This is a genomic window from Vibrio sp. Vb1554 (assembly GCF_033344235.1).
Genome location: NZ_JAWPOJ010000010.1, coordinates 1 through 21,717, shown reverse-complemented (window position 1 = coordinate 21,717; position 21,717 = coordinate 1). Strand labels below are relative to the sequence as shown.

Below are 21,717 nucleotides of genomic sequence, written 5' to 3'. Positions count from 1 at the left end.
TTAAAAGGAAAGTTTCATGGATAAAGCAATCATTGATATTTATTACTGCCGCCAGTGCAACTGGATGTTGCGTTCAACTTGGCTATCGCAAGAATTACTGCATACTTTTAGTGAAGAAATAGAAACAATCAGCTTACACCCAGACACAGGTGGTCGCTTCGAAATTTTCTGTAATGGCCAGCAAATTTGGGAACGGAAAAAAGACAGCGGCTTTCCTGAAGCCAAGGTGCTAAAACAGCGCGTTAGAGACATTATCGACCCAGAACGCGATTTAGGACATTCAGACACAAAATAGGGAGCAATTCGCTCCCTATTTTTTTACTTAGTAAAACCGTTAAATCATGGTTTGTGCTAATACTTCGCCTTCTGGCGTTTTTACCGTTAGCTTATTGTCTTCTAGAGTACCAAAGCTTCTCGGTAAGCCATTACGTGGGAATGTCATCGAGCCTGGGTTGAATATAATGGCTCCGTATTGCATCTCTGCGACGGGAACATGTGTATGACCGTGGGCGATGATATCACCTTCACGCAGTGGCGGCCGTTTTTCAGAGTTGTACAAGTGACCATGAGTCAAAAAGATTCTCTTGCCAGATTCAAGTAGCACCCATGAGTAATCCATCATCATTGGAAACTTCAATAGCATTTGGTCCACTTCACTATCACAGTTGCCACGTACAGAAATAATTTGATCACTGTATTGGTTCAATAAGTCTGCTACCTGTGGAGGGTTGTAGCCTTCTGGAATAGGGTTTCGCGGCCCATGGTTTAGCGTATCTCCTAGCAAAATCAGGTGGTGCGCACCAGAGGCCAAAAATAGATCAATGGTTTCTTTAGTTGCTGGCAAAGAGCCATGCAGGTCTGAGGCAAAAAATAGTTTCACGACATCGTCTCCTCAAAAAGTATGAGGTCATTCTACGGCATTTTTTTAGCAGCTCAACCTACGACGGTTTGAATACTACTGATAGCGCAATGATTCAATGACCATAGGCAAAACATAGAACCATGCTGCATACGCTGTTCCAACCAACACCAGTATCCAAAACACCATCGACATAAATTTTGATTTGGCTAGATGGTGCAGCGGATCGGGCTCTCCGCATCCTGGACATGCATGAGCGCGTTTTGAGATTTGTTTCTCACACACGGGGCAAGAGACTAAAGGCATGATACAGATTCCTCGACATTAGGCTTAGGGCGCAAAGAATAATGGTGAATTAACACATATGCAACCTAACATATATTAAATATTTTAGTTCTTTGTAACAGTCGCTGACTTGAGAAAAAATTCGTTGATTTTTCATTTATATCAACCTATTACACTTCTTCTCGCACCATACCATTGATGACAATATTGTTATAACTCACCATCCCAATGACCTCGCCACTTTCAATGACCGGCGCTCTGCTTATGCCAAATCGCTCAAACAAACGTGCACAATATTTTACGTTCATATCTGGTTCGACACACAAAGCGGGCTTGGTCATGATTTCATAAATATTTGTGCGCTGAGGAGAACGATTATTCGCCAGCACCTTTTTGGCGATATCATTCATCAACACGATGCCATATTCATCATTATCATCTCGCTTTTTCACCACCAGTGCTTTGACTTGGTATTTTTTCGCTAGCGTTATGCCTTCATAAACTGTCATTAGCCCATCAACCATGACATAAGTAGCCGCCATTACATCTCGAACTCTAATTATCGTTTGACTGCTCATAACTCATCCTCAACCACTTTGGTCAACGTTTCTACTTGATGCGCGACACCGACTGCATCTTCAATATCGATCTGAATAGCAATGCCCTGCCCCGACTCTCTGTCGAATTCACCAACCTCATTAATGGTTTCTAATATGTGTCGAGAAAGATGTTCCTCGACCACAAACAGCAGCACATCTTTTTGCACTTCTAGCGTTAAACCAAAAAACGTTCGCTTTTGATTTAAACCTTGCCCGCGAGCATTGTTAATCACTGTAGCACCGGTCGCACCAGCATCGCGTGCAGCGTCCAACACCTTGTCTGTTTTGCTGTCTTCCACAAACGCAAGTATCAATTTAAAGCGCATTTTCTTCTTCCTCCGAGACGTTTTTATTCAGCCACTGGGTTATTTGCGCATAGCCCATCACAGAGATCATAGGAAATAGACTGGCAAACGCGATCAAGCCAAAGCCATCAATCATTGGGTTTCTTCCAGGGACGGTCGAAGCAAGCCCTAACCCTAATGCAGTTACAAGTGGGACAGTGACGGTAGAAGTTGTTACGCCTCCAGAATCGTAGGCGAGTGGAACAATAAGCTTAGGAGCGTAAAACGTTTGAATCACAACGACGATGTAACCCGCGATGATGTAATAATGAATGGGATCGCCCACGACAATCCGGTAACTCCCTAATGCAATACCAATTGCCACCCCAAACGCAACGGCTACGCGCAAGCCGTTAATACTGATACTGCCTCCAGAGACTTGGTTTGCTTTTATCGCTACAGCGATTAAAGAAGGCTCTGCAATCGTGGTACTAAAGCCTATAAAAAAGGCGAAGGTATAAACCCAATAATAGTCGACCCACATTAAGGCTTTCCCTACAGATACTTTGAACTCTTGTAAAAACTCCGGCGCCGTTAATTGCACAGCCATCGTCTCCCCAAGTGGAAACAACGCCATTTCTAATCCAAGTAAAAAAAGAGCTAGCCCGAAAATCACATAAACGAACCCAAGCAAAACTTTCTTAAGGTTGCTAACAGGACGCCTTAACACGGCTAACTGAAAACCAAAAATAATGCTGGCGATGGGAACGACATCTCTAACGGTCGATAATAAAGTGTCTAGGAAATGATCAATTGAAATCATGTTACGACCATTCCGTAAACCATCACAAACATCATCGGTAACAGCGAGGCAAAAGCAATTAAACCAAAGCCATCCACCATAGGGTTGCGCCCTTTAATAGAAGACGCTAAACCGACGCCCAGAGCAGTGACCAAAGGTACTGTTATGGTGGACGTGGTTACACCTCCGGAATCGTAAGCGACGCCAATAATGGCTTCAGGTGCAAACCACGTCAGTATTACAACGCCTACATAGCCACCAATGATCATGTAATGAATCGGCCACCCTTTTAAGATACGCAAAACGCCGATAACGATGGCTATCCCCACAGAGAGAGCTACTGTTACTCGAAGTCCTTCTCCGTAATCCTGCATGGACTGCTCTGAGTTAGCGATCATTCCGCCCTCAGCCGCAACTTCTGAGGCTTCTTCCGCTACCGCGGTTAATGCAGGTTCAGCTATCGTGGTGCCAAACCCCAAACAAAACGCAAAGACTAATAACCAAAACACGCTGCCTTTTTTTGCAAAGGCTTGAGCCATACTCTCTCCGATAGGAAAAAGACCAAGTTCTAGGCCAAAGATAAAAAAGGTTAATCCTAAAACGACAAGCAACAAGCCAAAAAGAATGGAGACCAGGTTGGGCAGCGGCTCTTGCAAAACGACTAATTGGAAAAAAGTGATAACAATGATGATGGGTAATAAGTCACGAGCACTATTGAGGAGCGCTCGAAAAAGCGCAACAAATGCTTCCATGCCTATCCTCCTTGATTGTGCAAACTGATTACGCTCGTTCCAATGAGCGATAACTTCTAGTCTGGCATAGATTTCACTCTTCTACCGTGAATGCACTAGCGCCATCTATAACATTTAGTTACATATTTTCTAATATGTGAAGTTAATAGCCTCTCTGTCAGCTTGTCACTATCCTAGAAATAATGGTGTTGAGATGATCAAGCTAAGCACAAAACGACTATAATGTTCTAATACGTGTACATTCAAAGAGATAACATGAAGATATTACTCACAGGTGGCACTGGGTTTATTGGCTCGGAGTTGCTCAAGCTGCTATCAACTCACCAAGTTATGCTACTTACACGCTCTCCAGAGCGAGCAAAACAACGCCTACAGCATGCTGATCTGGGTAATATCGAATACCTTGACTCGCTCGAATCGTTCGCCGATCTCAATCACGTTGATGCCGTCATTAATCTTGCAGGTGAGCCTATTGCGGATAAAAGGTGGACCAGCGAGCAAAAAGAAAAAATCTGCAAAAGTCGTTGGAAAATTACCGAGCAAATTGTTGAGCTGATCCACGCAAGTACCGAACCTCCCTCTGTTTTTATTAGTGGCTCGGCAGTTGGCTACTATGGTGATCAACAAGATCATCCGTTTGATGAGTGCTTACATGTTAATAGCGACGACTTTCCTCACGAGGTTTGTGCAAAGTGGGAGCAAATAGCCAAGCGCGCAGAGTCGGAGCAAACTCGGGTTTGTCTAATGAGAACTGGCGTGGTACTCGGCCTCAATGGTGGTGCGTTGGCAAAGATGCTATTACCTTACAAGCTTGGCGTAGGCGGCCCACTTGGGAACGGTAATCAGTACATGCCTTGGATTCACATCCTAGATATGGTCCGCGCCATCATGTACTTGCTTGAAACACCACATGCCCACGGTGCATTCAATATGTGCGCCCCCCATCCTGTGACTAATCGTATATTCAGCGGTACACTAGCTAAAACGCTCAAACGTCCGCATATCTTGTTCACGCCTAAATGGGCGATTGAACTCCTAATGGGAGAATCTTCCTGCTTATTGTTCGATAGCATGAGAGCCAAACCCAAAAAACTCACCGAACTGGGCTTTAAATTTAGCTACTCCAGAATAGAGCCAGCACTCAAGCACTTGCTTCATGACCGGAGCTGATGAATGATGGCTCTAATCAATGTTTCTGAGTCTTAAATTAAATTATGAAAAAGTCGATTCTTATTACGGGTTGTTCAACCGGCATCGGTTACGTGTGCGCTCACGCCCTACAAAACAAGGGATTTAATGTCATTGCATCTTGTAGGAAAGAACAAGATGTCCAGCGCCTAATTAATGAAGGGCTAACCTGCATCAATCTAGACCTAAATAGCCCAGAAAGCATTTCTTCGGGCGTGAAGCAAGCGCTAGAGTTAGCAGAAGGTAAGCTTTACGCAGTGTTCAATAATGGTGCCTATGGTCAGCCCGGAGCACTGGAAGACTTACCCACCGAGGCTCTTCAAGATCAATTTCAGACCAACTTTTTTGGTTGGCACCAGTTGGTCAGAGAGGTGCTTCCTCATATGCGCCAGCAAGGCGAAGGACGCATCATACAAAACAGCTCTGTTCTTGGTTTTGCCGCAATGAAATACCGTGGTGCCTATAATGCATCAAAATTTGCCTTAGAAGGCTGGACAGATACGCTCAGGCTAGAGCTTGCGGATACGAATATCAAAGTGGCATTGATAGAACCAGGACCGATCGAAACTCAATTTAGAAACAATGCATTACGAGCCTTTGAGAAGTGGGTTGATATTGAATCTAGCCCCCATCGTCATGCTTATGAAGGACAAAGAGAGCGACTCAACAACGACAAGTCTAATAATCGATTTGTTTTGCCTGCAGAGTCTTGCATCGCACCAGTTCTTCATGCATTAACTAGCGTTTCACCGAAAATTCGTTATCGAATTACTACACCGACTAAATTATTCGCAGTCTTGAAAAGACTATTACCAACCCGTGTACTTGATAAAATTTTGCGACAGGCTGCATAAAAAAGTTTTGTCGAAATGTAATTTCACCGTAACAATGTGATGTCATTATGAACATGTAGGTTAAAAAAACCTCAACTAAACGAATCAATTTCTACGCAATTCAACGGGGATTCTTTCGCCCAAAGTGATTGAGTTGCTTAGATTTGGTATCGCCACCCATTACGTTTTGTAGCAATGTTTATACTACTGCGAGGCAACAATGACATTAAATCAGCTTAACTGGCTTAGTGTGGGTGTAGTGTTGACCATGTTCATCCTATTTTGATACCGCACTAACAAATAGCATTAGAATTGCGCTGCTTCGGCAGCGTTTTCTTTTTATCTAACACCTGAGCAGCAATAACCTCACTCTATTACCTCACGTTTTCTCAAAATAGAATGATTCATTATTGATGGTGAATGTCGCTTGAATTTCACCTAAATCAACTCCATATCTAATATCAACGACAAGACACAAGGCAAGGATACTCTGATGCAATCCCCATTTATCGTTGAGATAACAGAACAGAACTTTCGCGAAACGCTTGAAGGATCAATGAACACGCCCGTTTTGATCCACTTTTGGGCCAACGCTCAGCCAGAAAGCGCACAGATACTCCCTGAGTTGCAATCTCTTGCTCAACAGTACAACGGTGCATTTACGCTTGCTCTACTAAATTGTGAAGATCAGCCCGCTTTAGCGTCTCAATTTGGCGTGCAAGTATTGCCAACTATCGCGCTGTTTATAAATGGTCAAGCCGTCGATGGTCTGGGAGGCCCCCAGCCAATTGATGCCATTGCTACCATGCTACAAAAGCATTTGCCAAGCCCAGATGAACAACTATTAAAACAAGTCAGTGAACTTCTTCAGCAAGGTGAGCATGCTCAGGCTTTGAGCATCATCCACACTTTGCCGCCAGAGCTGCAAGAGCGTGGTGATGTGAAACTCGCGATGGCTGATTGTTTGCTAGAAACCAAACAATTTGATATTGCCCAAGAACTACTGAACGCTATCCCTCTCGAGTATCAAGATAACTACTACAAGAGCCTAATAGCCAAGCTCGAGCTGCATTTGCAGGCTGCAGATAGCCCTGAGTTACAGCGACTAGAACAAGCATACGCAGCAGACATGGCAAACTTCGAACTCGCTTGTGAATTGGCGGTACAATACAACCAAGTTGGTCGGGATGAAGAAGCGTTGGAACTGCTGTGGAATATTCTTAAAAAAGACTTGGGCGCCCAAGACGGTGACGTGAAGAAGACTTTTATGGATATTCTCAGTGCGCTAGGTCAAGGTAACGCATTAGCAAGCAAATATCGTCGCCAGCTTTACTCAATTTTGTACTAAGCGCCGCATTCTTCTAGGAATAAGACAACAAAGGCCGGTGTTTCCGGCCTTTGTCATATAAAAGACCAATAACCTCTCAAAGGTCTCAGAACTTCAATTGTCTATTGTCTATAAATAGGTAAAAATGGATCGAATATTATGCACTTAAGGGAATAACTTATGCCAATTGATTCACTGATCACCATCGGTATTTTCGTCGTTCTTGCTGTCGTTATCTTATCTTCAGCCATTAAAACGGTTCCGCAAGGAAACAACTGGACAGTTGAACGCTTCGGACGCTACACCCACACATTAAAGCCGGGTTTAAACTTGATCATTCCATTCGTTGATAAAGTTGGTCAAAAAGTAAATATGATGGAGCGCGTTCTCGATATTCCTGCGCAAGAGGTCATTTCAAAAGATAACGCTAACGTGGTTATTGACGCTGTCGGATTTGTTCAAGTGATCGATGCTGCCAAAGCGGCTTATGAAGTCAACGACTTAGAACACGCTATTAGAAACTTGACCCTTACCAACATTCGTACCGTTTTAGGTTCAATGGAACTGGACGAAATGCTGAGCCAACGCGACATGATCAACTCTAAGCTGTTGGCGATTGTTGACCAAGCAACAAACCCTTGGGGCGTAAAAGTCACACGAATTGAGATTAAAGATGTCCAGCCACCAGCCGATCTGACCGCTGCAATGAATGCGCAAATGAAAGCCGAGCGTAATAAGCGTGCGGAAATTCTTGAAGCAGAAGGAGTTCGCCAAGCTGAGATATTAAAGGCCGAAGGTCATAAACAATCAGAGATATTAAAAGCTGAAGGTGAAAAGCAGTCTGCTATTCTCCATGCAGAAGCACGTGAGCGTGCCGCGCAAGCAGAAGCAAAAGCGACTTACATGGTTTCCGAAGCCATTGCAAAAGGTGACATGCAAGCCGTCAATTACTTCATTGCACAGGGTTATACCGAAGCGATCAAGAGCATTGGTCAAGCCGAAAATGGTAAAATCATTATGCTTCCATTAGAAGCAACCGGACTAATGGGCTCGGTTGCAGGGATAGCAGAAATGTTTAAACAGCAAGGTAAAGAATAATTTATGGATTTTTTTAGTTTGCTGGAAGGTATCTCTTTCTGGCATTGGCTAGCGTTTGGCTTTGCTCTTTTAGCAGTTGAGCTACTTGGTACCGCAGGGTATTTTCTCTGGCTCGGGGTGTCTGCACTTATCGTTGGAGCAATCATGACCGTTTTGCCAATGAGCTGGCAATTACAATGGCTTTGCTTTGCAAGCTTCAGCTTAATCACCACCTGGCTTTGGTGGCGACGACAATGGTCTAAAGACAAGCAAGAAGACCAAGAAAGAGATCTGAACCAAAAGTACAAGCAGTTAATTGGGCGTACTCTTATCCTTGAAGAAGACTTTTCCGTCGGGCTCAATCGCATCAAGGTAGCCGATACCACATGGTCCGCACAATCGGATCAAGCACTTCCAGCCGGTACCCGCGTAAGAATCACCGATGTTGAAGGTATTATTTTAATCATTGAGCCTGATTCTAATTAATTTATGCCAAAGTAATGGGGCAAATCATGCTCCATTACTTTAATCTAAACAACTGCTTTCATTTCATTACCTTAATTAAAATCGAGAAAAAAATAAGTATTAGTAATATTATTAATACCCTACCTACCATTTCCTATTATTTAATTATTCAACACACGACAATCAATAAGATAGAAATATATCTAGGTAAATTATCGATCTAATTTTATTTTAAAAAATAAAACTTTATTGAATTATTTTTTGATCTTTTTATCCTCGGATACATACTTAACGCATAAGCATTTAAGTTGAGTGCTTTTTATTTGGTAAGTAAGAGGATGTACTATGAATAAGCTTCTCTTTTTAATGTTGTGCGGTATTTTTTCTTTTTCTTCCTTTGCCTACAACAACGGAAACGGCGGTACAACTAATTTGGGACCTATAGTCGAATGTAAGATGCCAAGTGGCGACGTTACGAATATTCCAAGTGAAATGTGTCGATTTAGAGGTGGGGAATGGGAATAGTAAAGAAGTAAGAGCTTAGTTTGATATAAGAGCCCTATTCAACCTTGCCTTTCTGCGTAGTCACGGTTTATACAAGCACGTAGATATTTAAAGTTTATATTAAGGTGATTATTATGAGATTTTTATCTGGTCTATTAGTAATATCTTTTGCCATAATTCCGTTAACCACTAATGCTAATGGTGCATCCGGTGGTCGTACGTTAGGCCCAGAGATAAAGTGTGAGTTGCCAAACGGTAATGTACATATGTTGCCACCGTTATATTGCAAAATATACGACGGCCGAGAAGTGAAATAGAAAAGGAGCCTAGCGGCTCCTTTTATTATCTCATTAAGTATTAGTGGAAGCTGTAAGGGATAAGAACTTGTAGACGTAAGTCTGTTTCATCCGCATCGCCAGCACCTGCGTACTCATCACGTTCTAGGATTGTACCGTGTAAACGAATGGTAGAACCTTTAAGCGCGCCACTTTGTAGTGAGTAAGATACTGTTGCGTTAACTGCGTATTCGCTTTCGTAATCCCAGTCACCTGATGCTCCGCTTGCTGCAGAGTCAGCGCCAGTACCGTAACCAAAGCCTAGGTAGTAGTTCCAGCCGTTACCTTGATTGTAAGATAGACGGTTGTACCATGCTAGCTCACCCGCTTTGTTCCAGTCAGATAGCGCGTCCCACCACTGAGACCAAGTACCATTGTTCATACCATATGTATGAATAGTACGAGGAACGAAGTCCGCACGGTTATCTGTGTCTGTGTAGCGCAACTCAGACATCCAAGCTAGCTTGCCGAAAGATTGATTCAAAGATAGACCAGTGTGGAAACCTAGACCATCGTATTTCACATCATCGTCAACACCGTAGAAATCAAATGCTAGAGTTGTACGGTCACTAACAGTGTACTTCAAGTAAGCCTTGTAAGAAGTGTTGTCAGTTTCGTTGTGGTAGCTAGTTACTTGACCTGCACCCCAGTCAACACCATTTGCATATTGAACGCCAGTAGCTTGACCCAAACCAAGTTGCATAAACAAGCTGTCAGTTAGGTTACCGTTTAGGCCTAGAGAGTGTAGGTAGCTCCATGAAGTGTCAGACCAAAGCGCTGGTGCGTAATCATCTTCGTGAAGCAGCCAAGGTGCTGTAAATTGGTCTGCGCCAAAGTAGCTTAGGTTGAAATCACCAAGTTTAGCGTTTAGTTCGAAACCACGGTAAGTACCAGGTACAAAGCTCCAAACGTTACCGATTGTACCGTTACCACCAGCCTGTAACATACCGAAACGAGCATTAAAGTTTTCGTTTGCTTTGAATTTCAGCGCTGCTTTGTAAACTTTAAGCTGCTGACCATCACCTGCACCCCAGTCTAGGTTGTTACAAGTTGAGATTTCGTTACATAGGTAGCCTTCGTTTGAATTGTAAAGACTATCGTTGTAAAGATCGCCAGAGTAGTAAGCCGCAACATCTGCGCCCACCCAACCATCGTGGTAGCCAGAAGTGAAGTCTAAAATTGCGTTGTAAGAAGAGTAGTTTAGACGACTCCAACGGTCACCATTTTCACCGCCGGGCTTACCTGTTGTACGAGTTCGTGAACGAGTATCAACTATAAATAATGCATTCAGACTTGAGTCTTGCATAAATTCGTTCACTTTCTCTACGTACTCGCCACCTGCTGCACTTTCAGTAGACGCTGTAGCTGGAGCGACAGCAACAACACCAAACATTGCTGCGGTTAACGCTGAAACCTTAAAAAATTTGTCCATGGAAAAACTCCTAAAAATGGATATAGCTGTATTTTTCTATCTCACCTTTAGTTGGCCGCCGAAGGAGAGAAGTAAATTCCTGATCAAACCTCATTATTTCTAATTTGGCTTTTTTTAGTTCCTGCATACACACCGTGTATCCAGGTGATTAAGACTAACTTCGCAGCTAAAAACATCCAAATGGAACTTATTTTTTTTCTAAAAAAATATGAGCCACTCCAAAGTTCCATATAACTTATTGATCCAGATCTTATTTTTAACAACAACAACACAACGCAATAAAATGTCACTTAAAATCAAACACTTAAATTTAACTTAAAAGTATCAACTTGAAGTCACTCGCAGACTAAAAAAGCCAAAAAAACCAATAACCCAAGGTTCGATCTTGATCACTGAAAAGAACAAAGGCATCAATTACTCAATAAAAAAACACTTAATTATGAACAAGAAAAAGCCCCGCATGCTTACCATACGGGGCTTTTAGTTATTTTTTAGCTTTTTTGAGAAGACTTAATTCATCAGTTCGAGTAAGTCTTGTTCTGTTTTAATTTCGATACCCAGTTCTTGTGCCTTTGCGAGCTTCGAGCCTGCATTTTCACCAGCAAACAAAATATCGGTTTTCTTAGAAACACTACCCGTCACTTTAGCCCCCAGTGCTTGGAGGGCTTCTTTGGCTTCTGTACGCCCCAGTTGAGAAAGTGTTCCCGTTAATACTACTGTTTTACCTTCTAATGGTAATTCCCCCACCTGCTCAGTAGTATTAATCTCTGGCCAATGAATTCCTTGTTCAAGCAAATCTTTAACCACCGCTTGGTTCTGTTCTTCACTAAAGAAAGTCGTAATATGTTGAGCAACCACAGCACCGATGTCTTGCACTTCAATCAACTGCTCTTCGGTAGCATTTTGGATCGCTCCCAACGTTTTAAAGTGCATTGCTAAGTTTGCTGCGGTTGCCTCGCCAACTTCACGGATCCCCAGTGAATACAAAAACCGAGGTAAAGTTGTTTCTTTAGATTTTTCTAACGCATTCACAATATTCTGCGCAGACTTTGGCCCCATGCGATCTAGTACGGTTAAAATCCCCGCTGATAACTTAAATAAGTCAGCAGGAGTTTTCACCATCTCACGATCAACAAGCTGCTCGATCACTTTATCGCCTAAACCGTCAACGTCTAACGCTTTACGAGAAACAAAGTGCTTTAGCGCTTGTTTGCGTTGGGCTTGGCAAACTAAGCCCCCCATACAACGTGTTACCGCTTCTCCTTCGATCCGCTCAACATGCGAGCCACAAACAGGACACTGAGTTGGGAAAACAATATCTCGAGCTGTTTCTGGTCGACGCTCTTTGATGACAGATACGACTTGCGGAATAACATCGCCAGCACGGCGGATCACAACGTGATCACCAATCTTGACCTGCAGACGTTCTATCTCATCTGCGTTATGAAGCGTCGCATTACTTACCGTTACCCCGCCAACAAATACAGGCTCTAGCTTAGCAACAGGTGTAATCGCACCAGTGCGACCGACTTGGAACTCCACTTCATTCAGTGTCGTCATTTCTTCCTGTGCTGGAAATTTGTAGGCAATCGCCCAACGTGGAGCGCGAGCAACAAACCCCAGACGCTCTTGCACGGCAATATCGTCAATTTTAATAACGACACCATCGATCTCATAAGGGAGGGCATCACGACGCTGCAATATATCTTGGTAGTAAGCTTTTACATCCGCCAAGCTTTCAACTCGCTTAGTTTCCGGACACATTGGCAGTCCCCAAGATTTGATTTGCAAAAAGCGTTCGTAATGACTTGCTGCCAATTCTGCGCCTTGCACCACGCCTACACTGTATGCATAGAAGCTAAGCGGACGAGAAGCCGTAATACGTGAATCCAATTGTCGTAAGCTACCTGCCGCAGCGTTACGTGGATTCACAAAGATTTTCTCGCCTTTCTTCCTTGCTAATTCATTGAGCTTTTCAAACCCAGCTTTCGGCATAAAGACTTCACCACGAACTTCAAGACGATTTGGCCAGTCATTACCCCTGAGTTTTAAAGGAATAGCTTTAATCGTACGCACATTCTCTGTGATGTTTTCACCCGTAGTACCATCGCCTCGAGTGGCCGCCTGAACTAACACGCCATTCTCATATAACAAACTTACGGCGAGTCCATCCAATTTAGGCTCACAACAGTATTCTTTCACACTCTGGCTGCCCACGCGCTCTTGTGCGCGCTTGTGGAAACTATCGAGTTCACTATCATCAAACGCGTTATCAAGCGAAAGCATCGGTACTTCATGTGTCACTTGGCTAAACGCAGAGAGAGGCTGTCCACCGACACGTTGGCTTGGCGAGTCTACGGTTATTAAGTCAGGGTTCTCAGATTCAATATCCAGTAACTCTCGCATTAAACGGTCGTACTCGGCATCAGGGATCTCTGGGTTATCTTCCACGTAGTAACGCACAGCGTGGTAATGCAACGACTCTTTTAGTTCTTCTAGTCGCTGAAGTACTGATTCAGACATAGTAAAGCCCCGTGTATTTTCAATCGGTGAGGTTGGGAAATCCAAGAAAAAGGGCTCCATCCGGAGCCCTATTATTATTTGCTGTTAAGATTATGCGTTAGCGGCATTAAACTCAACTATTTGACGTCGATAAGATGCTAAACGATCTGGCGTCATTAAGTTGCGCTGGTCATCAAGTACGTTACCACCTAAATCATCAGCAATTTGCTGCGCAGTTCGGAGCATTAAGTTGAAGTTCTGTTCAGCCTCGCCATAACAAGGCAATGTCATGAAGAATGAAATACCCTTCGTTGTAAACTCAGCAGGATCAGCATGTTCAAACGTACCAGGGTGCATCATATTAGCGACGCTAAACAGCACTTTGCCGTTACCGGACAAGTCGACATGACGGTGGAAAATATCCATCTCGCCATAAATTAGACCGTTTTGTTGCATACTTTCAAATAAAGCAGTACCAACAAATGGCTCTTCACCAGCACAGTGCACATTCAATACAATCACTTGCATTTCAGGTTCTGGCTTTGGCTCTTCCTTAGGCTCTGCAACGACAGGCTCACTAACCGTTTCGACTTGCTGTTCTTTCTCCGTAATATCAAACGCGGCGGGAATAGCGTCTTCTTCCACAGCGGGCTGGAATGGCTCTTCAGCTACTGTTGCTTGAACAACAGGCTCAACGTCCTCTTCTTTATCTTTTTCTGCAACAAATGAAGGGATGTCATCCGGCTCCTGCTGCGTCTGTTTGACTTCAGATGGGCCACCGAATAACGGGTCAGATTCAAACTTGTTGTCGAAAGAATTCGCCATCCCAAAATCTGGTTCTTTGCGATCTTTGCGAATGATCTCAAAGTCATCTTCAGGAGCGGGAGCGAAGTCTCGTTCTTTCTCAACAAGATCATTTTTGTCTTCTTGGTCAACATCCAGCTTACCAAGTGGCTTGTTACCAAACTTTGCTTTGCCTTCTTTTTTACTGCTCCATAAACCATGAAACAGTAATGCCGCGATGGCTAATGCGCCAACAACAATGAGTACGAATCGCAATTCCTGCATTATTTACTCTCAATATACTTGTTTTTACTACTCGCAGTTCCTTGAGCAGCAACCCAAGTGCAATAAATCTGAATGATACGTTTACTTTACCAAAACTATATGTAGATTTAGAACAACTTAATGCAAGAAGTTCCGTTTTTTGTTGTGATTCTTGCCACGATTCCACTTAACAAGACGTCATTTGTCAGGGCATTGAAAGAAAAGTCCTCACAGGTACAATGAGTTTTCATTTACACGAAGCCAAAATAGACATGAAGCAAAACAATCAGCAGAGAACCGGGTTCGGTTATTTTCTATACGGGATACAATTGGCACTTGCCCCTAAAATCAGGCGCTTTGTCATCTTACCTCTACTTGCAAATATCTTGCTTGTAGGTGGTGCCATCTTCTATCTATTTTCAAACCTTAATATATGGATAGAAGGCTGGATTGGACAGCTGCCTGAGTTTTTATCCTGGTTAACTTACATTCTTTGGCCTTTACTCGCTCTGACGATACTCGCTACTTTCTCCTATTTTTTCAGCACGCTCGCGAACTTTATCGCCGCGCCATTCAATGGCCTCTTGGCTGAAAAAGTGGAAGAGTACTTAACGGGACAAAAAGTAAATGATGATGGTTTCACCGCCGTCCTGAAAGATGTTCCTCGCGTTTTAGCTCGTGAGTGGAGAAAGCTCCTTTACATTTTACCTAAAGCAATAGGCCTATTCCTGTTATTGCTCATCCCTGCCCTTGGACAAACAGTAGGCCCATTTTTATGGTTTATCTTTACCGCCTGGATGCTCGCGATTCAATATTGTGACTACCCGTTTGATAACCATAAAATCCCATTTAACGACATGCGTTACAAATTGAAACAAAAGCAAGGTAAGGCCTATGGCTTTGGGGTATTGGTGTCTGTGTTTACGACGATCCCAATTTTGAACCTCATTGTCATGCCTGTAGCAATATGTGGTGCAACCGCTATGTGGGTCGCGGAGTTTAAGCACCAACGATAGTCGATTAGAGATTAAGGAAAGGGATCAGCGCCAGCTTTTCCCTTTTCTTTTATCAAGTTCTGGGCCAACCTAATAAGATATAACTTTTTAATCCTTTTCCCTTTTTTTCATACCGCATATTCTTCTATCCATATTCACACAACGTGTAATGAAGGAACATCACTATGATCAAAATCTACGAAGATAACTCTCTTACTATTGGTAATACACCTCTCGTTCGTCTAAACAAAGTAAGTAAAGGCAAAGTTCTCGCGAAAATTGAAGCGCGTAACCCTAGCTTCAGTGTTAAGTGCCGTATCGGTGCAAACATGATTTGGGAAGCAGAGAAAGCGGGCCTTCTTAAGCCAGGTGTAGAGCTTGTAGAACCTACCAGTGGCAACACAGGTGTTGCTCTAGCATTCGTAGCGGCTGCTCGCGGTTACAAGCTAACATTGACCATGCCTGAATCAATGAGCCTAGAACGCCGTAAGCTACTAAAAGCACTAGGCGCGAACCTTGAGCTGACTGAAGCGGCGAAAGGCATGAAAGGGGCGATTGCTAAAGCAGAAGAAATCGTAGCAAGCAACCCTGAGAAGTACCTACTTCTTCAACAATTTGACAACCCAGCGAACCCAGAAATCCACGAAAAGACTACGGGCCCTGAGATTTGGGAAGCGACAGACGGTGAAATCGACGTATTCGTTGCTGGTGTTGGTACGGGCGGTACTATCACAGGTACAAGCCGTTACATCAAAGGTGAAAAAGGCAAAGCCATCACTTCTGTTGCAGTTGAGCCAGCAGAGTCTCCGGTTATTGCACAAGCACTTGCTGGCGAAGAAATCCAACCTGCCCCACACAAAATTCAAGGTATCGGTGCTGGTTTCATCCCTGGTAACCTCGATTTAGACATTATTGACCGTGTTGAGCAAGTTACCTCAGAAGAAGCGATTGAGATGGCTCGTCGCCTAATGGAAGAGGAAGGTATCCTAGCTGGTATCTCATCTGGCGCAGCGGTTGTTGCAGCGAACCGACTTGCGGAACTACCTGAATTTGAAGGAAAAACAATTGTAAGTGTCTTGCCAAGTTCCGGTGAGCGTTACCTAAGTACAGCACTCTTTGCAGGTATCTTTACCGAAAAAGAGAACCAACAATAATATGTGTTCAAATCAATTTTTAGTTTAAAAAAGCCCCGTTTAGGGGCTTTTTTGTTGATCCCTGCCCTACCTTTGGTAATATCAGGGTGTTTTATTTCTAGCTTCAAAATAAAGAAGCAGAACACAAAAAGGTTTCAAAGTGATTACGCACGCAAACAGTTGCGTAGTTACCAAACTTTTGACTAGTATCAGAACTGACGCGCTTTGAACTCTTCCCGTGCTAGCGCACAAGATGTAAAGCAGTTAAGCTAAAATCTGGTCACAAACTAACAAAAAAATACATTTATTGGGGTATATCACATGTACGAGAAGCAAGTAGAAATCACAGCAGAAAACGGCCTTCACACTCGTCCAGCTGCACAGTTTGTTAAAGAAGCAAAAGCATTCGACGCAGACATCACTGTGACTTCTAACGGTAAAAGCGCTAGCGCTAAGAGCCTGTTCAAACTACAAACACTAGGCCTAGTAAAAGGTACTCAAGTTACTATTTCTGCTGAAGGCCCACAAGCTCAGCAAGCAGTTGACCACCTAGTTGCTCTAATGGACCAACTACACTAATCCGGTCTCCTACTCCAGAAGCCATTTTGTGAAAGCAAAATGGCTTCGTTGGAAATAGGCTCAAAACTAAGCTAAAACTATTCGTTAGCGCACCCATTATTCTCCCGTTTTATAAAGTTGACCAAACTTAAGGTAAGGCTATGATTTCAGGCATCCTAGCATCTCCTGGTATTGCAATCGGTAAAGCACTACTACTTCAAGAAGATGAAATTGTCCTAAACACAAACACTATTTCTGACGATCAAGTAGAAGCTGAAGTTCAGCGTTTCTTTGACGCTCGTAACAAATCTGCAGCTCAGCTAGAAACTATCAAGCAAAAAGCGCTTGAAACGTTTGGCGAAGAAAAAGAAGCGATCTTTGAAGGTCACATCATGCTTCTTGAAGACGAAGAGCTAGAAGAGGAAATCCTAGCACTTATCAAAAACGACAAGATGACTGCTGATCACGCTATCCACTCAGTGATCGAAGAGCAAGCATGTGCTCTTGAGTCTCTAGACGACGAATACTTAAAAGAGCGTGCAACTGACATCCGCGATATCGGTTCTCGTTTTGTTAAGAACGCACTAGGCATCAACATTGTTTCGCTTAGCGATATCAACGAAGAAGTAATTCTTGTTGCTTATGACCTAACGCCATCTGAAACTGCACAAATCAACCTAGACTACGTGCTTGGTTTTGCTTGTGATATCGGCGGTCGTACTTCTCACACTTCAATCATGGCTCGCTCACTTGAGCTTCCAGCTATCGTTGGTACTAACGACATCACGAAGAAAGTTAAGAATGGCGACATGCTGATTCTTGACGCAATGAACAACAAGATTGTTGTTAACCCATCAGAAGCTGAGCTAGAAGAAGCGAAAGCGGTTAAAGCAGCATTCCTAGCTGAAAAAGAAGAGCTAGCGAAACTGAAAGACCTACACGCAGAAACGACTGACGGTCACCGTGTAGAAGTTTGCGGTAACATCGGTACAGTGAAAGACTGTGACGGTATCCTTCGTAACGGCGGTGAAGGTGTTGGTCTGTACCGTACTGAATTCCTATTTATGGACCGTACTGCGCTACCAACTGAAGAAGAACAGTACCAAGCGTACAAAGAAGTTGCGGAAGCAATGAACGGTCAAGCTGTGATCATCCGTACTATGGATATCGGCGGCGATAAAGATCTCCCATACATGGATCTTCCAAAAGAGATGAACCCATTCCTAGGCTGGCGCGCTGTACGTATCAGTCTAGATCGTCGTGAGATCCTTCGTGATCAGCTACGTGGCATTCTACGTGCTTCTGCACACGGCAAACTGCGTATCATGTTCCCAATGATCATCTCTGTCGAAGAAATCCGTGAGCTTAAGAAAGCGATCGAAGAGTACAAAGAAGAGCTACGCGCTGAAGGCCACGCGTTCGACGAAAACATCGAAATCGGTGTAATGGTTGAGACTCCAGCTGCAGCAGCTATCGCGCACCACCTAGCGAAGGAAGTTGCTTTCTTCTCTATCGGTACAAACGACCTAACTCAGTACACGCTAGCGGTTGACCGTGGTAACGAGATGATTTCTCACCTATACAACCCACTATCACCAGCTGTACTTACTGTGATTAAGCAAGTTATCGACGCTTCTCACGCAGAAGGTAAATGGACTGGTATGTGTGGTGAACTTGCAGGTGACGAGCGTGCAACACTTCTACTTCTAGGTATGGGTCTGGACGAGTTCTCAATGAGCGGCATTTCAATCCCTAAAGTGAAGAAAGTAGTTCGTAACTCTAACTTCGCAGAAGTGAAAGCAATGGCTGAAGAAGCCCTTTCTCTACCGACAGCAGAAGAAATCGAAGCCGTGGTAGAAAAGTTTATTGCTGAGAAAGCTCAGTAATCGGTAGTACCAAGTAATTCAATACTTAATGGCCATTAGACGGCGAAAAAAGTCGTCTAATGAGCTATATTGGTATACTATAATTCGACAGAATAAAACCAAACCTTAGGAGCATGACACAATGGGTCTGTTTGACAAACTTAAGAAGCTTGTATCTGATGACAGCGCTGACGCTGGTGCTATCGAAATCATCGCGCCACTTTCTGGTGAGATTGTAAACATCGAAGACGTGCCAGATGTTGTTTTCGCTGAGAAAATCGTTGGTGACGGTATTGCTATCAAGCCAGCAGGCAACAAAATGGTAGCTCCTGTAAACGGTACTATCGGTAAGATCTTCGAAACTAACCATGCGTTCTCTATCGAGTCTGACGACGGTGTTGAGCTTTTCGTTCACTTCGGTATCGACACAGTTGAACTAAAAGGCGAAGGCTTCACGCGTATCGCTGAAGAAGGTCAAACTGTTAAAGCTGGCGACACTGTAATTGAATTCGATCTAGCTCTTCTAGAAGAGAAAGCGAAGTCAACGCTAACTCCAGTTGTTATCTCTAACATGGACGAAATCAAAGAGCTAAACAAGCTTTCTGGTTCTGTAACTGTTGGTGAAACTCCAGTTCTACGTGTAACTAAGTAATTTTTACTTAATCGAACACGAAAAAAACGCTGCCAATGGCAGCGTTTTTTATTATCTGACTTTTTTCTGAGCGATGGGCATCGCTGAAACCCGCTCAGCTAAGTAATCCAAGTGCCGAACTCGGCCTTTGCTTTGCCTGAGCCAATAACGCAGTTGTCGCATCTTGGAGCACTTGAGAACGCACCATTTCCGTAGATTCTCTTGCGAAGTCTGTATCTCTTATTCGACTCTTGGATTCTGTAACACTCCGATTCACAGTATTTAAGTTATCCATCGAGCCGTTTACACGGTTCTGAAAGCTGCCAATTTCACTTCGGTGCGAATCAACGTACTTAATTGCTGCATCAATCACCCCAATTGAAAGCTGCGCCTTACCTGCCGTCGACATATCGATGTCATCAATTGTGACTAATTGACCAGCGCTCACATCAAGCTCATCCGCTAAACTCCCTTCGAGAACCACACCCTCTGGCGCCTTCATCGTAGAAGCGAAGAATTGCAGTTCATTGTTTTCCGTTACTGAAGCATTCACTATCGATTGTTGAGCATTGATGTAAGTGGCGACCTGTTCTATACGGTCACCCAATTTGAGTCCAATGGATTCCGTTTGGGTTTGCCCTTTACTGTCTTGGTATTCGACTTTGAGAGTTTGGTTATCTCCAGTGACTCGCCAATCTTTATCGACCGCATCACCAACATAATGCTGCCCTCCCATCTCTGGGATGTGGCTACGCATGTTACGTAACGTCAAAGAGATTGAATTAGCGTTCGCGCCAATATGGAAACTTTGTGAACCGTAAGATCCATCAAACAGGTTTTTATCCGCAAATGTTGTCGTAATCGCGACACGATCAAGCTCATCTTGCAGCGCTACGACCTCATATTGAATACTTTGCCGATCACTTGAGTCATAACTGCCGTTTGCTGCTTGAAGCCCCAGAGAGCGTAAGCGTTGCAATATGTCACTGCTTTCGTGCAATGCTCCCTCCGCTGTTTGAGCAACAGAAAAAGCGTCGTGTGCATTTCTTAAGGCGACATCAAGCCCTCTCGTTTGTACATGGAGAGTATTCGATATCTGTAAACCTGCCGCATCATCGCTCGCCGAGTTGATTCGAAACCCCGAAGTTAGGTTGCGTTGTGACTCAACATTTTGCGCAGCTGCTTGACTCAGGTGTCTCTGCGCCACCATCGCAGAAACATTGGAATTTAAAGAGATCATCTAATCGATATGAATGCCTTATCGAACATACTGTCAGGACACATCTGAATCGTTATAGCCAATAAGCAAAAAGCCAGGGATGAGCCTGGCTTTGGTTTCTTGCTTTGTTAAATTGATTAACCTAGCAGACTTAGCGCTGAGTTAGGCGCTTGTTTCGCTTGCGCTAGAATTGAGCTTGACGCTTGCGATAGAATTTGTGATTTGGTCATTGCCGTCGTTTCTTTCGCGAAATCTGTATCTTTGATACGGCTCTTCGACGCATTCACGTTCTCGTTAATGTTGTCCAAGTTGCTGATTGCGTGGTTGAAACGGTTCTGGAAAGCACCCAGCTCTGCGCGGTGGCTATCTACGTATTTCAGTGCCGCATCGATGATAGCAACAGATTCTTGTGCGCCACCAACTGAGGTTACGTCGATAGTATCTACCGTTACTTTTTTGCCTTCGCCCAGACCTAGTTCACCAGATAGACCGCCTGAAAACTCGACCTCGCCCTCAACTTTGTTGTTGCCAGCGAAGATTTGCAGTTTACCATCTTGGTCTACTGATGCTTTCACTAGGTCAGTTTGGCCGTTAATGTAAGTCGCAAGCTCTTCGATATCGTCACCCGCTTTTGCGCTGATGTTGATTTCTTGCTCTTGGCCGTAGCTGTCCGTTAGGTTGATTTTTAGGTCATTCTTGCCTTGGGCAACGTTCCAATCTTTACCTTTACCGCTTTCTGCTTGGTAGCTTACACCGCCCATCATTTTGTTGTCTGAGCGCATGTCTTTTAGCTCAAGCATTACCGCTTCGCCGTTATCCGCACCGATTTGGAACGATTTCGCGCCGTGGGTACCGTTTAGCAGCTTGTTACCACCGAAAGAGGTTGTTTCTGCGATGCGGTTTAGTTCGTCGTTGAGTGCGGTCACTTCTTCTTGAATCGCAACACGTTCTGCTTTCGAGTTTGAACCGTTTGCTGATTGCAGAGACAAGTCACGCATACGTTGAAGAATGTTAGTGGTCTCATT

General features: G+C 43.8%; 22 protein-coding genes. 11 read left to right on the top strand and 11 right to left on the bottom strand.

Translation table 11 applies throughout. The annotated features are described in order from the left end of the window. Positions 1 to 16 precede the first annotated feature (16 nt). Entirely contained in the window at positions 17 to 295 is a 279-nt protein-coding gene (locus R8N28_RS10420; RefSeq protein ID WP_005382088.1) for a SelT/SelW/SelH family protein, read from the top strand. A 39-nt stretch (positions 296 to 334) separates the two neighbouring features. On the opposite strand, the gene yfcE is transcribed toward R8N28_RS10420, so the two are convergent. The 6 genes from yfcE to R8N28_RS10390 form a co-directional block, all read right to left on the bottom strand. Continuing rightward, complete coding sequence (gene yfcE, locus R8N28_RS10415; protein WP_065274255.1) at positions 335 to 880, bottom strand: phosphodiesterase; 546 nt, start codon at positions 878 to 880, stop codon at positions 335 to 337. Positions 881 to 955: 75 nt separating this feature from the next. Continuing rightward, positions 956 to 1,165 carry a hypothetical protein gene (locus tag R8N28_RS10410; RefSeq protein ID WP_005382086.1) on the bottom strand — a complete coding sequence of 70 codons (210 nt, stop codon included), beginning with the start codon at positions 1,163 to 1,165 and terminating at the stop codon, positions 956 to 958. Between the two features lie 149 nt (positions 1,166 to 1,314). Then, entirely contained in the window at positions 1,315 to 1,722 is a 408-nt protein-coding gene (locus R8N28_RS10405) for a CBS domain-containing protein (protein WP_031781352.1), read from the bottom strand. Beyond that, a complete protein-coding gene (locus tag R8N28_RS10400) occupies positions 1,719 to 2,069 on the bottom strand; it encodes a P-II family nitrogen regulator (protein WP_005382084.1) in 351 nt (116 codons plus the stop codon). Before R8N28_RS10400 ends, R8N28_RS10405 begins: the two co-directional genes overlap by 4 nt. Next, positions 2,059 to 2,850 (bottom strand): DUF1538 domain-containing protein, encoded by a 792-nt coding sequence (locus R8N28_RS10395; RefSeq protein ID WP_005382078.1) that lies wholly within the window; start codon positions 2,848 to 2,850, stop codon positions 2,059 to 2,061. The genes R8N28_RS10400 and R8N28_RS10395 overlap by 11 nt, the downstream gene beginning before the upstream one ends. After that, positions 2,847 to 3,581, bottom strand: a complete 735-nt coding sequence (locus tag R8N28_RS10390; protein WP_005382077.1) for a DUF1538 domain-containing protein — start codon at positions 3,579 to 3,581, stop codon at positions 2,847 to 2,849. The genes R8N28_RS10395 and R8N28_RS10390 overlap by 4 nt, the downstream gene beginning before the upstream one ends. Before the next feature lie 255 nt (positions 3,582 to 3,836). On the opposite strand from R8N28_RS10390, the gene R8N28_RS10385 reads away from it, so the two are divergent. From R8N28_RS10385 to R8N28_RS10365, 5 genes are all read left to right on the top strand, one after another. Then, on the top strand, positions 3,837 to 4,751 hold the full coding sequence (locus R8N28_RS10385) for a TIGR01777 family oxidoreductase (RefSeq protein ID WP_065274254.1): 915 nt from the start codon (positions 3,837 to 3,839) through the stop codon (positions 4,749 to 4,751). 44 nt (positions 4,752 to 4,795) lie between these two features. After that, positions 4,796 to 5,623: an SDR family oxidoreductase gene (locus R8N28_RS10380; RefSeq protein WP_025766996.1), complete on the top strand. Its 828-nt coding sequence runs from the start codon at positions 4,796 to 4,798 to the stop codon at positions 5,621 to 5,623. A 472-nt stretch (positions 5,624 to 6,095) separates the two neighbouring features. Then, complete coding sequence (locus R8N28_RS10375) at positions 6,096 to 6,950, top strand: co-chaperone YbbN (RefSeq protein WP_005388628.1); 855 nt, start codon at positions 6,096 to 6,098, stop codon at positions 6,948 to 6,950. A gap of 159 nt (positions 6,951 to 7,109) precedes the next feature. Next, complete coding sequence (locus R8N28_RS10370) at positions 7,110 to 8,027, top strand: SPFH domain-containing protein (RefSeq protein ID WP_047102903.1); 918 nt, start codon at positions 7,110 to 7,112, stop codon at positions 8,025 to 8,027. A 3-nt stretch (positions 8,028 to 8,030) separates the two neighbouring features. Beyond that, complete coding sequence (locus R8N28_RS10365; protein ID WP_047102904.1) at positions 8,031 to 8,492, top strand: NfeD family protein; 462 nt, start codon at positions 8,031 to 8,033, stop codon at positions 8,490 to 8,492. Between the two features lie 840 nt (positions 8,493 to 9,332). Here the strand turns inward: R8N28_RS10365 and R8N28_RS10360 are convergent. The 3 genes from R8N28_RS10360 to zipA all read right to left on the bottom strand — a co-directional run bounded on the left by R8N28_RS10360 (position 9,333) and on the right by zipA (position 14,312). After that, a complete protein-coding gene (locus R8N28_RS10360) occupies positions 9,333 to 10,742 on the bottom strand; it encodes a hypothetical protein (RefSeq protein ID WP_005382055.1) in 1,410 nt (469 codons plus the stop codon). Between the two features lie 510 nt (positions 10,743 to 11,252). Then, the gene (gene ligA / locus R8N28_RS10355) at positions 11,253 to 13,265 is read right to left on the bottom strand and encodes an NAD-dependent DNA ligase LigA (protein ID WP_065274253.1); all 2,013 of its coding nucleotides are present in this window, start codon (positions 13,263 to 13,265) and stop codon (positions 11,253 to 11,255) included. Between the two features lie 90 nt (positions 13,266 to 13,355). Beyond that, positions 13,356 to 14,312, bottom strand: a complete 957-nt coding sequence (gene zipA, locus R8N28_RS10350) for a cell division protein ZipA (protein ID WP_065274252.1) — start codon at positions 14,310 to 14,312, stop codon at positions 13,356 to 13,358. A 251-nt stretch (positions 14,313 to 14,563) separates the two neighbouring features. On the opposite strand from zipA, the gene cysZ reads away from it, so the two are divergent. The 5 genes from cysZ to crr all read left to right on the top strand — a co-directional run bounded on the left by cysZ (position 14,564) and on the right by crr (position 19,494). Continuing rightward, on the top strand, positions 14,564 to 15,307 hold the full coding sequence (gene cysZ / locus R8N28_RS10345) for a sulfate transporter CysZ (protein ID WP_025998633.1): 744 nt from the start codon (positions 14,564 to 14,566) through the stop codon (positions 15,305 to 15,307). Positions 15,308 to 15,471: 164 nt separating this feature from the next. After that, a complete protein-coding gene (cysK, locus tag R8N28_RS10340) occupies positions 15,472 to 16,440 on the top strand; it encodes a cysteine synthase A (protein WP_262635451.1) in 969 nt (322 codons plus the stop codon). A 300-nt stretch (positions 16,441 to 16,740) separates the two neighbouring features. Continuing rightward, positions 16,741 to 16,998 carry an HPr family phosphocarrier protein gene (locus R8N28_RS10335; RefSeq protein ID WP_005382043.1) on the top strand — a complete coding sequence of 86 codons (258 nt, stop codon included), beginning with the start codon at positions 16,741 to 16,743 and terminating at the stop codon, positions 16,996 to 16,998. A gap of 140 nt (positions 16,999 to 17,138) precedes the next feature. Next, positions 17,139 to 18,863, top strand: coding sequence for a phosphoenolpyruvate-protein phosphotransferase PtsI (gene ptsI / locus R8N28_RS10330; protein ID WP_065274250.1), 1,725 nt, complete (start codon positions 17,139 to 17,141; stop codon positions 18,861 to 18,863). 121 nt (positions 18,864 to 18,984) lie between these two features. Then, on the top strand, positions 18,985 to 19,494 hold the full coding sequence (gene crr, locus R8N28_RS10325; protein ID WP_005382041.1) for a PTS glucose transporter subunit IIA: 510 nt from the start codon (positions 18,985 to 18,987) through the stop codon (positions 19,492 to 19,494). 94 nt (positions 19,495 to 19,588) lie between these two features. Here the strand turns inward: crr and R8N28_RS10320 are convergent, their stop codons facing one another. Together R8N28_RS10320 and R8N28_RS10315 are read right to left on the bottom strand one after the other, a co-directional pair. Continuing rightward, the gene (locus R8N28_RS10320) at positions 19,589 to 20,713 is read right to left on the bottom strand and encodes a flagellin (RefSeq protein WP_065274249.1); all 1,125 of its coding nucleotides are present in this window, start codon (positions 20,711 to 20,713) and stop codon (positions 19,589 to 19,591) included. A 116-nt stretch (positions 20,714 to 20,829) separates the two neighbouring features. Next, on the bottom strand, positions 20,830 to 21,717 hold an 888-nt coding region (locus R8N28_RS10315), incomplete at its 5' end, for a flagellin (RefSeq protein ID WP_318183354.1).

Excerpts from the sequence above, each read along its gene's own strand:
- R8N28_RS10405 (WP_031781352.1), bottom strand. The coding sequence starts at position 1,722 with ATGAGCAGTCAAACGATAATTAGAGTTCGAGATGTAATGGCGGCTACT.
- ptsI (WP_065274250.1), top strand. The coding sequence starts at position 17,139 with ATGATTTCAGGCATCCTAGCATCTCCTGGTATTGCAATCGGTAAAGCA.
- R8N28_RS10400 (WP_005382084.1), bottom strand. The coding sequence starts at position 2,069 with ATGCGCTTTAAATTGATACTTGCGTTTGTGGAAGACAGCAAAACAGAC.
- R8N28_RS10380 (WP_025766996.1), top strand. The coding sequence starts at position 4,796 with ATGAAAAAGTCGATTCTTATTACGGGTTGTTCAACCGGCATCGGTTAC.
- R8N28_RS10360 (WP_005382055.1), bottom strand. The coding sequence starts at position 10,742 with ATGGACAAATTTTTTAAGGTTTCAGCGTTAACCGCAGCAATGTTTGGT.
- ligA (WP_065274253.1), bottom strand. The coding sequence starts at position 13,265 with ATGTCTGAATCAGTACTTCAGCGACTAGAAGAACTAAAAGAGTCGTTG.
- R8N28_RS10385 (WP_065274254.1), top strand. The coding sequence starts at position 3,837 with ATGAAGATATTACTCACAGGTGGCACTGGGTTTATTGGCTCGGAGTTG.
- R8N28_RS10320 (WP_065274249.1), bottom strand. The coding sequence starts at position 20,713 with ATGATCTCTTTAAATTCCAATGTTTCTGCGATGGTGGCGCAGAGACAC.
- R8N28_RS10375 (WP_005388628.1), top strand. The coding sequence starts at position 6,096 with ATGCAATCCCCATTTATCGTTGAGATAACAGAACAGAACTTTCGCGAA.
- R8N28_RS10365 (WP_047102904.1), top strand. The coding sequence starts at position 8,031 with ATGGATTTTTTTAGTTTGCTGGAAGGTATCTCTTTCTGGCATTGGCTA.
- R8N28_RS10390 (WP_005382077.1), bottom strand. The coding sequence starts at position 3,581 with ATGGAAGCATTTGTTGCGCTTTTTCGAGCGCTCCTCAATAGTGCTCGT.
- cysZ (WP_025998633.1), top strand. The coding sequence starts at position 14,564 with ATGAAGCAAAACAATCAGCAGAGAACCGGGTTCGGTTATTTTCTATAC.
- crr (WP_005382041.1), top strand. The coding sequence starts at position 18,985 with ATGGGTCTGTTTGACAAACTTAAGAAGCTTGTATCTGATGACAGCGCT.
- R8N28_RS10410 (WP_005382086.1), bottom strand. The coding sequence starts at position 1,165 with ATGCCTTTAGTCTCTTGCCCCGTGTGTGAGAAACAAATCTCAAAACGC.
- R8N28_RS10395 (WP_005382078.1), bottom strand. The coding sequence starts at position 2,850 with ATGATTTCAATTGATCATTTCCTAGACACTTTATTATCGACCGTTAGA.
- zipA (WP_065274252.1), bottom strand. The coding sequence starts at position 14,312 with ATGCAGGAATTGCGATTCGTACTCATTGTTGTTGGCGCATTAGCCATC.
- R8N28_RS10335 (WP_005382043.1), top strand. The coding sequence starts at position 16,741 with ATGTACGAGAAGCAAGTAGAAATCACAGCAGAAAACGGCCTTCACACT.
- cysK (WP_262635451.1), top strand. The coding sequence starts at position 15,472 with ATGATCAAAATCTACGAAGATAACTCTCTTACTATTGGTAATACACCT.
- R8N28_RS10420 (WP_005382088.1), top strand. The coding sequence starts at position 17 with ATGGATAAAGCAATCATTGATATTTATTACTGCCGCCAGTGCAACTGG.
- R8N28_RS10370 (WP_047102903.1), top strand. The coding sequence starts at position 7,110 with ATGCCAATTGATTCACTGATCACCATCGGTATTTTCGTCGTTCTTGCT.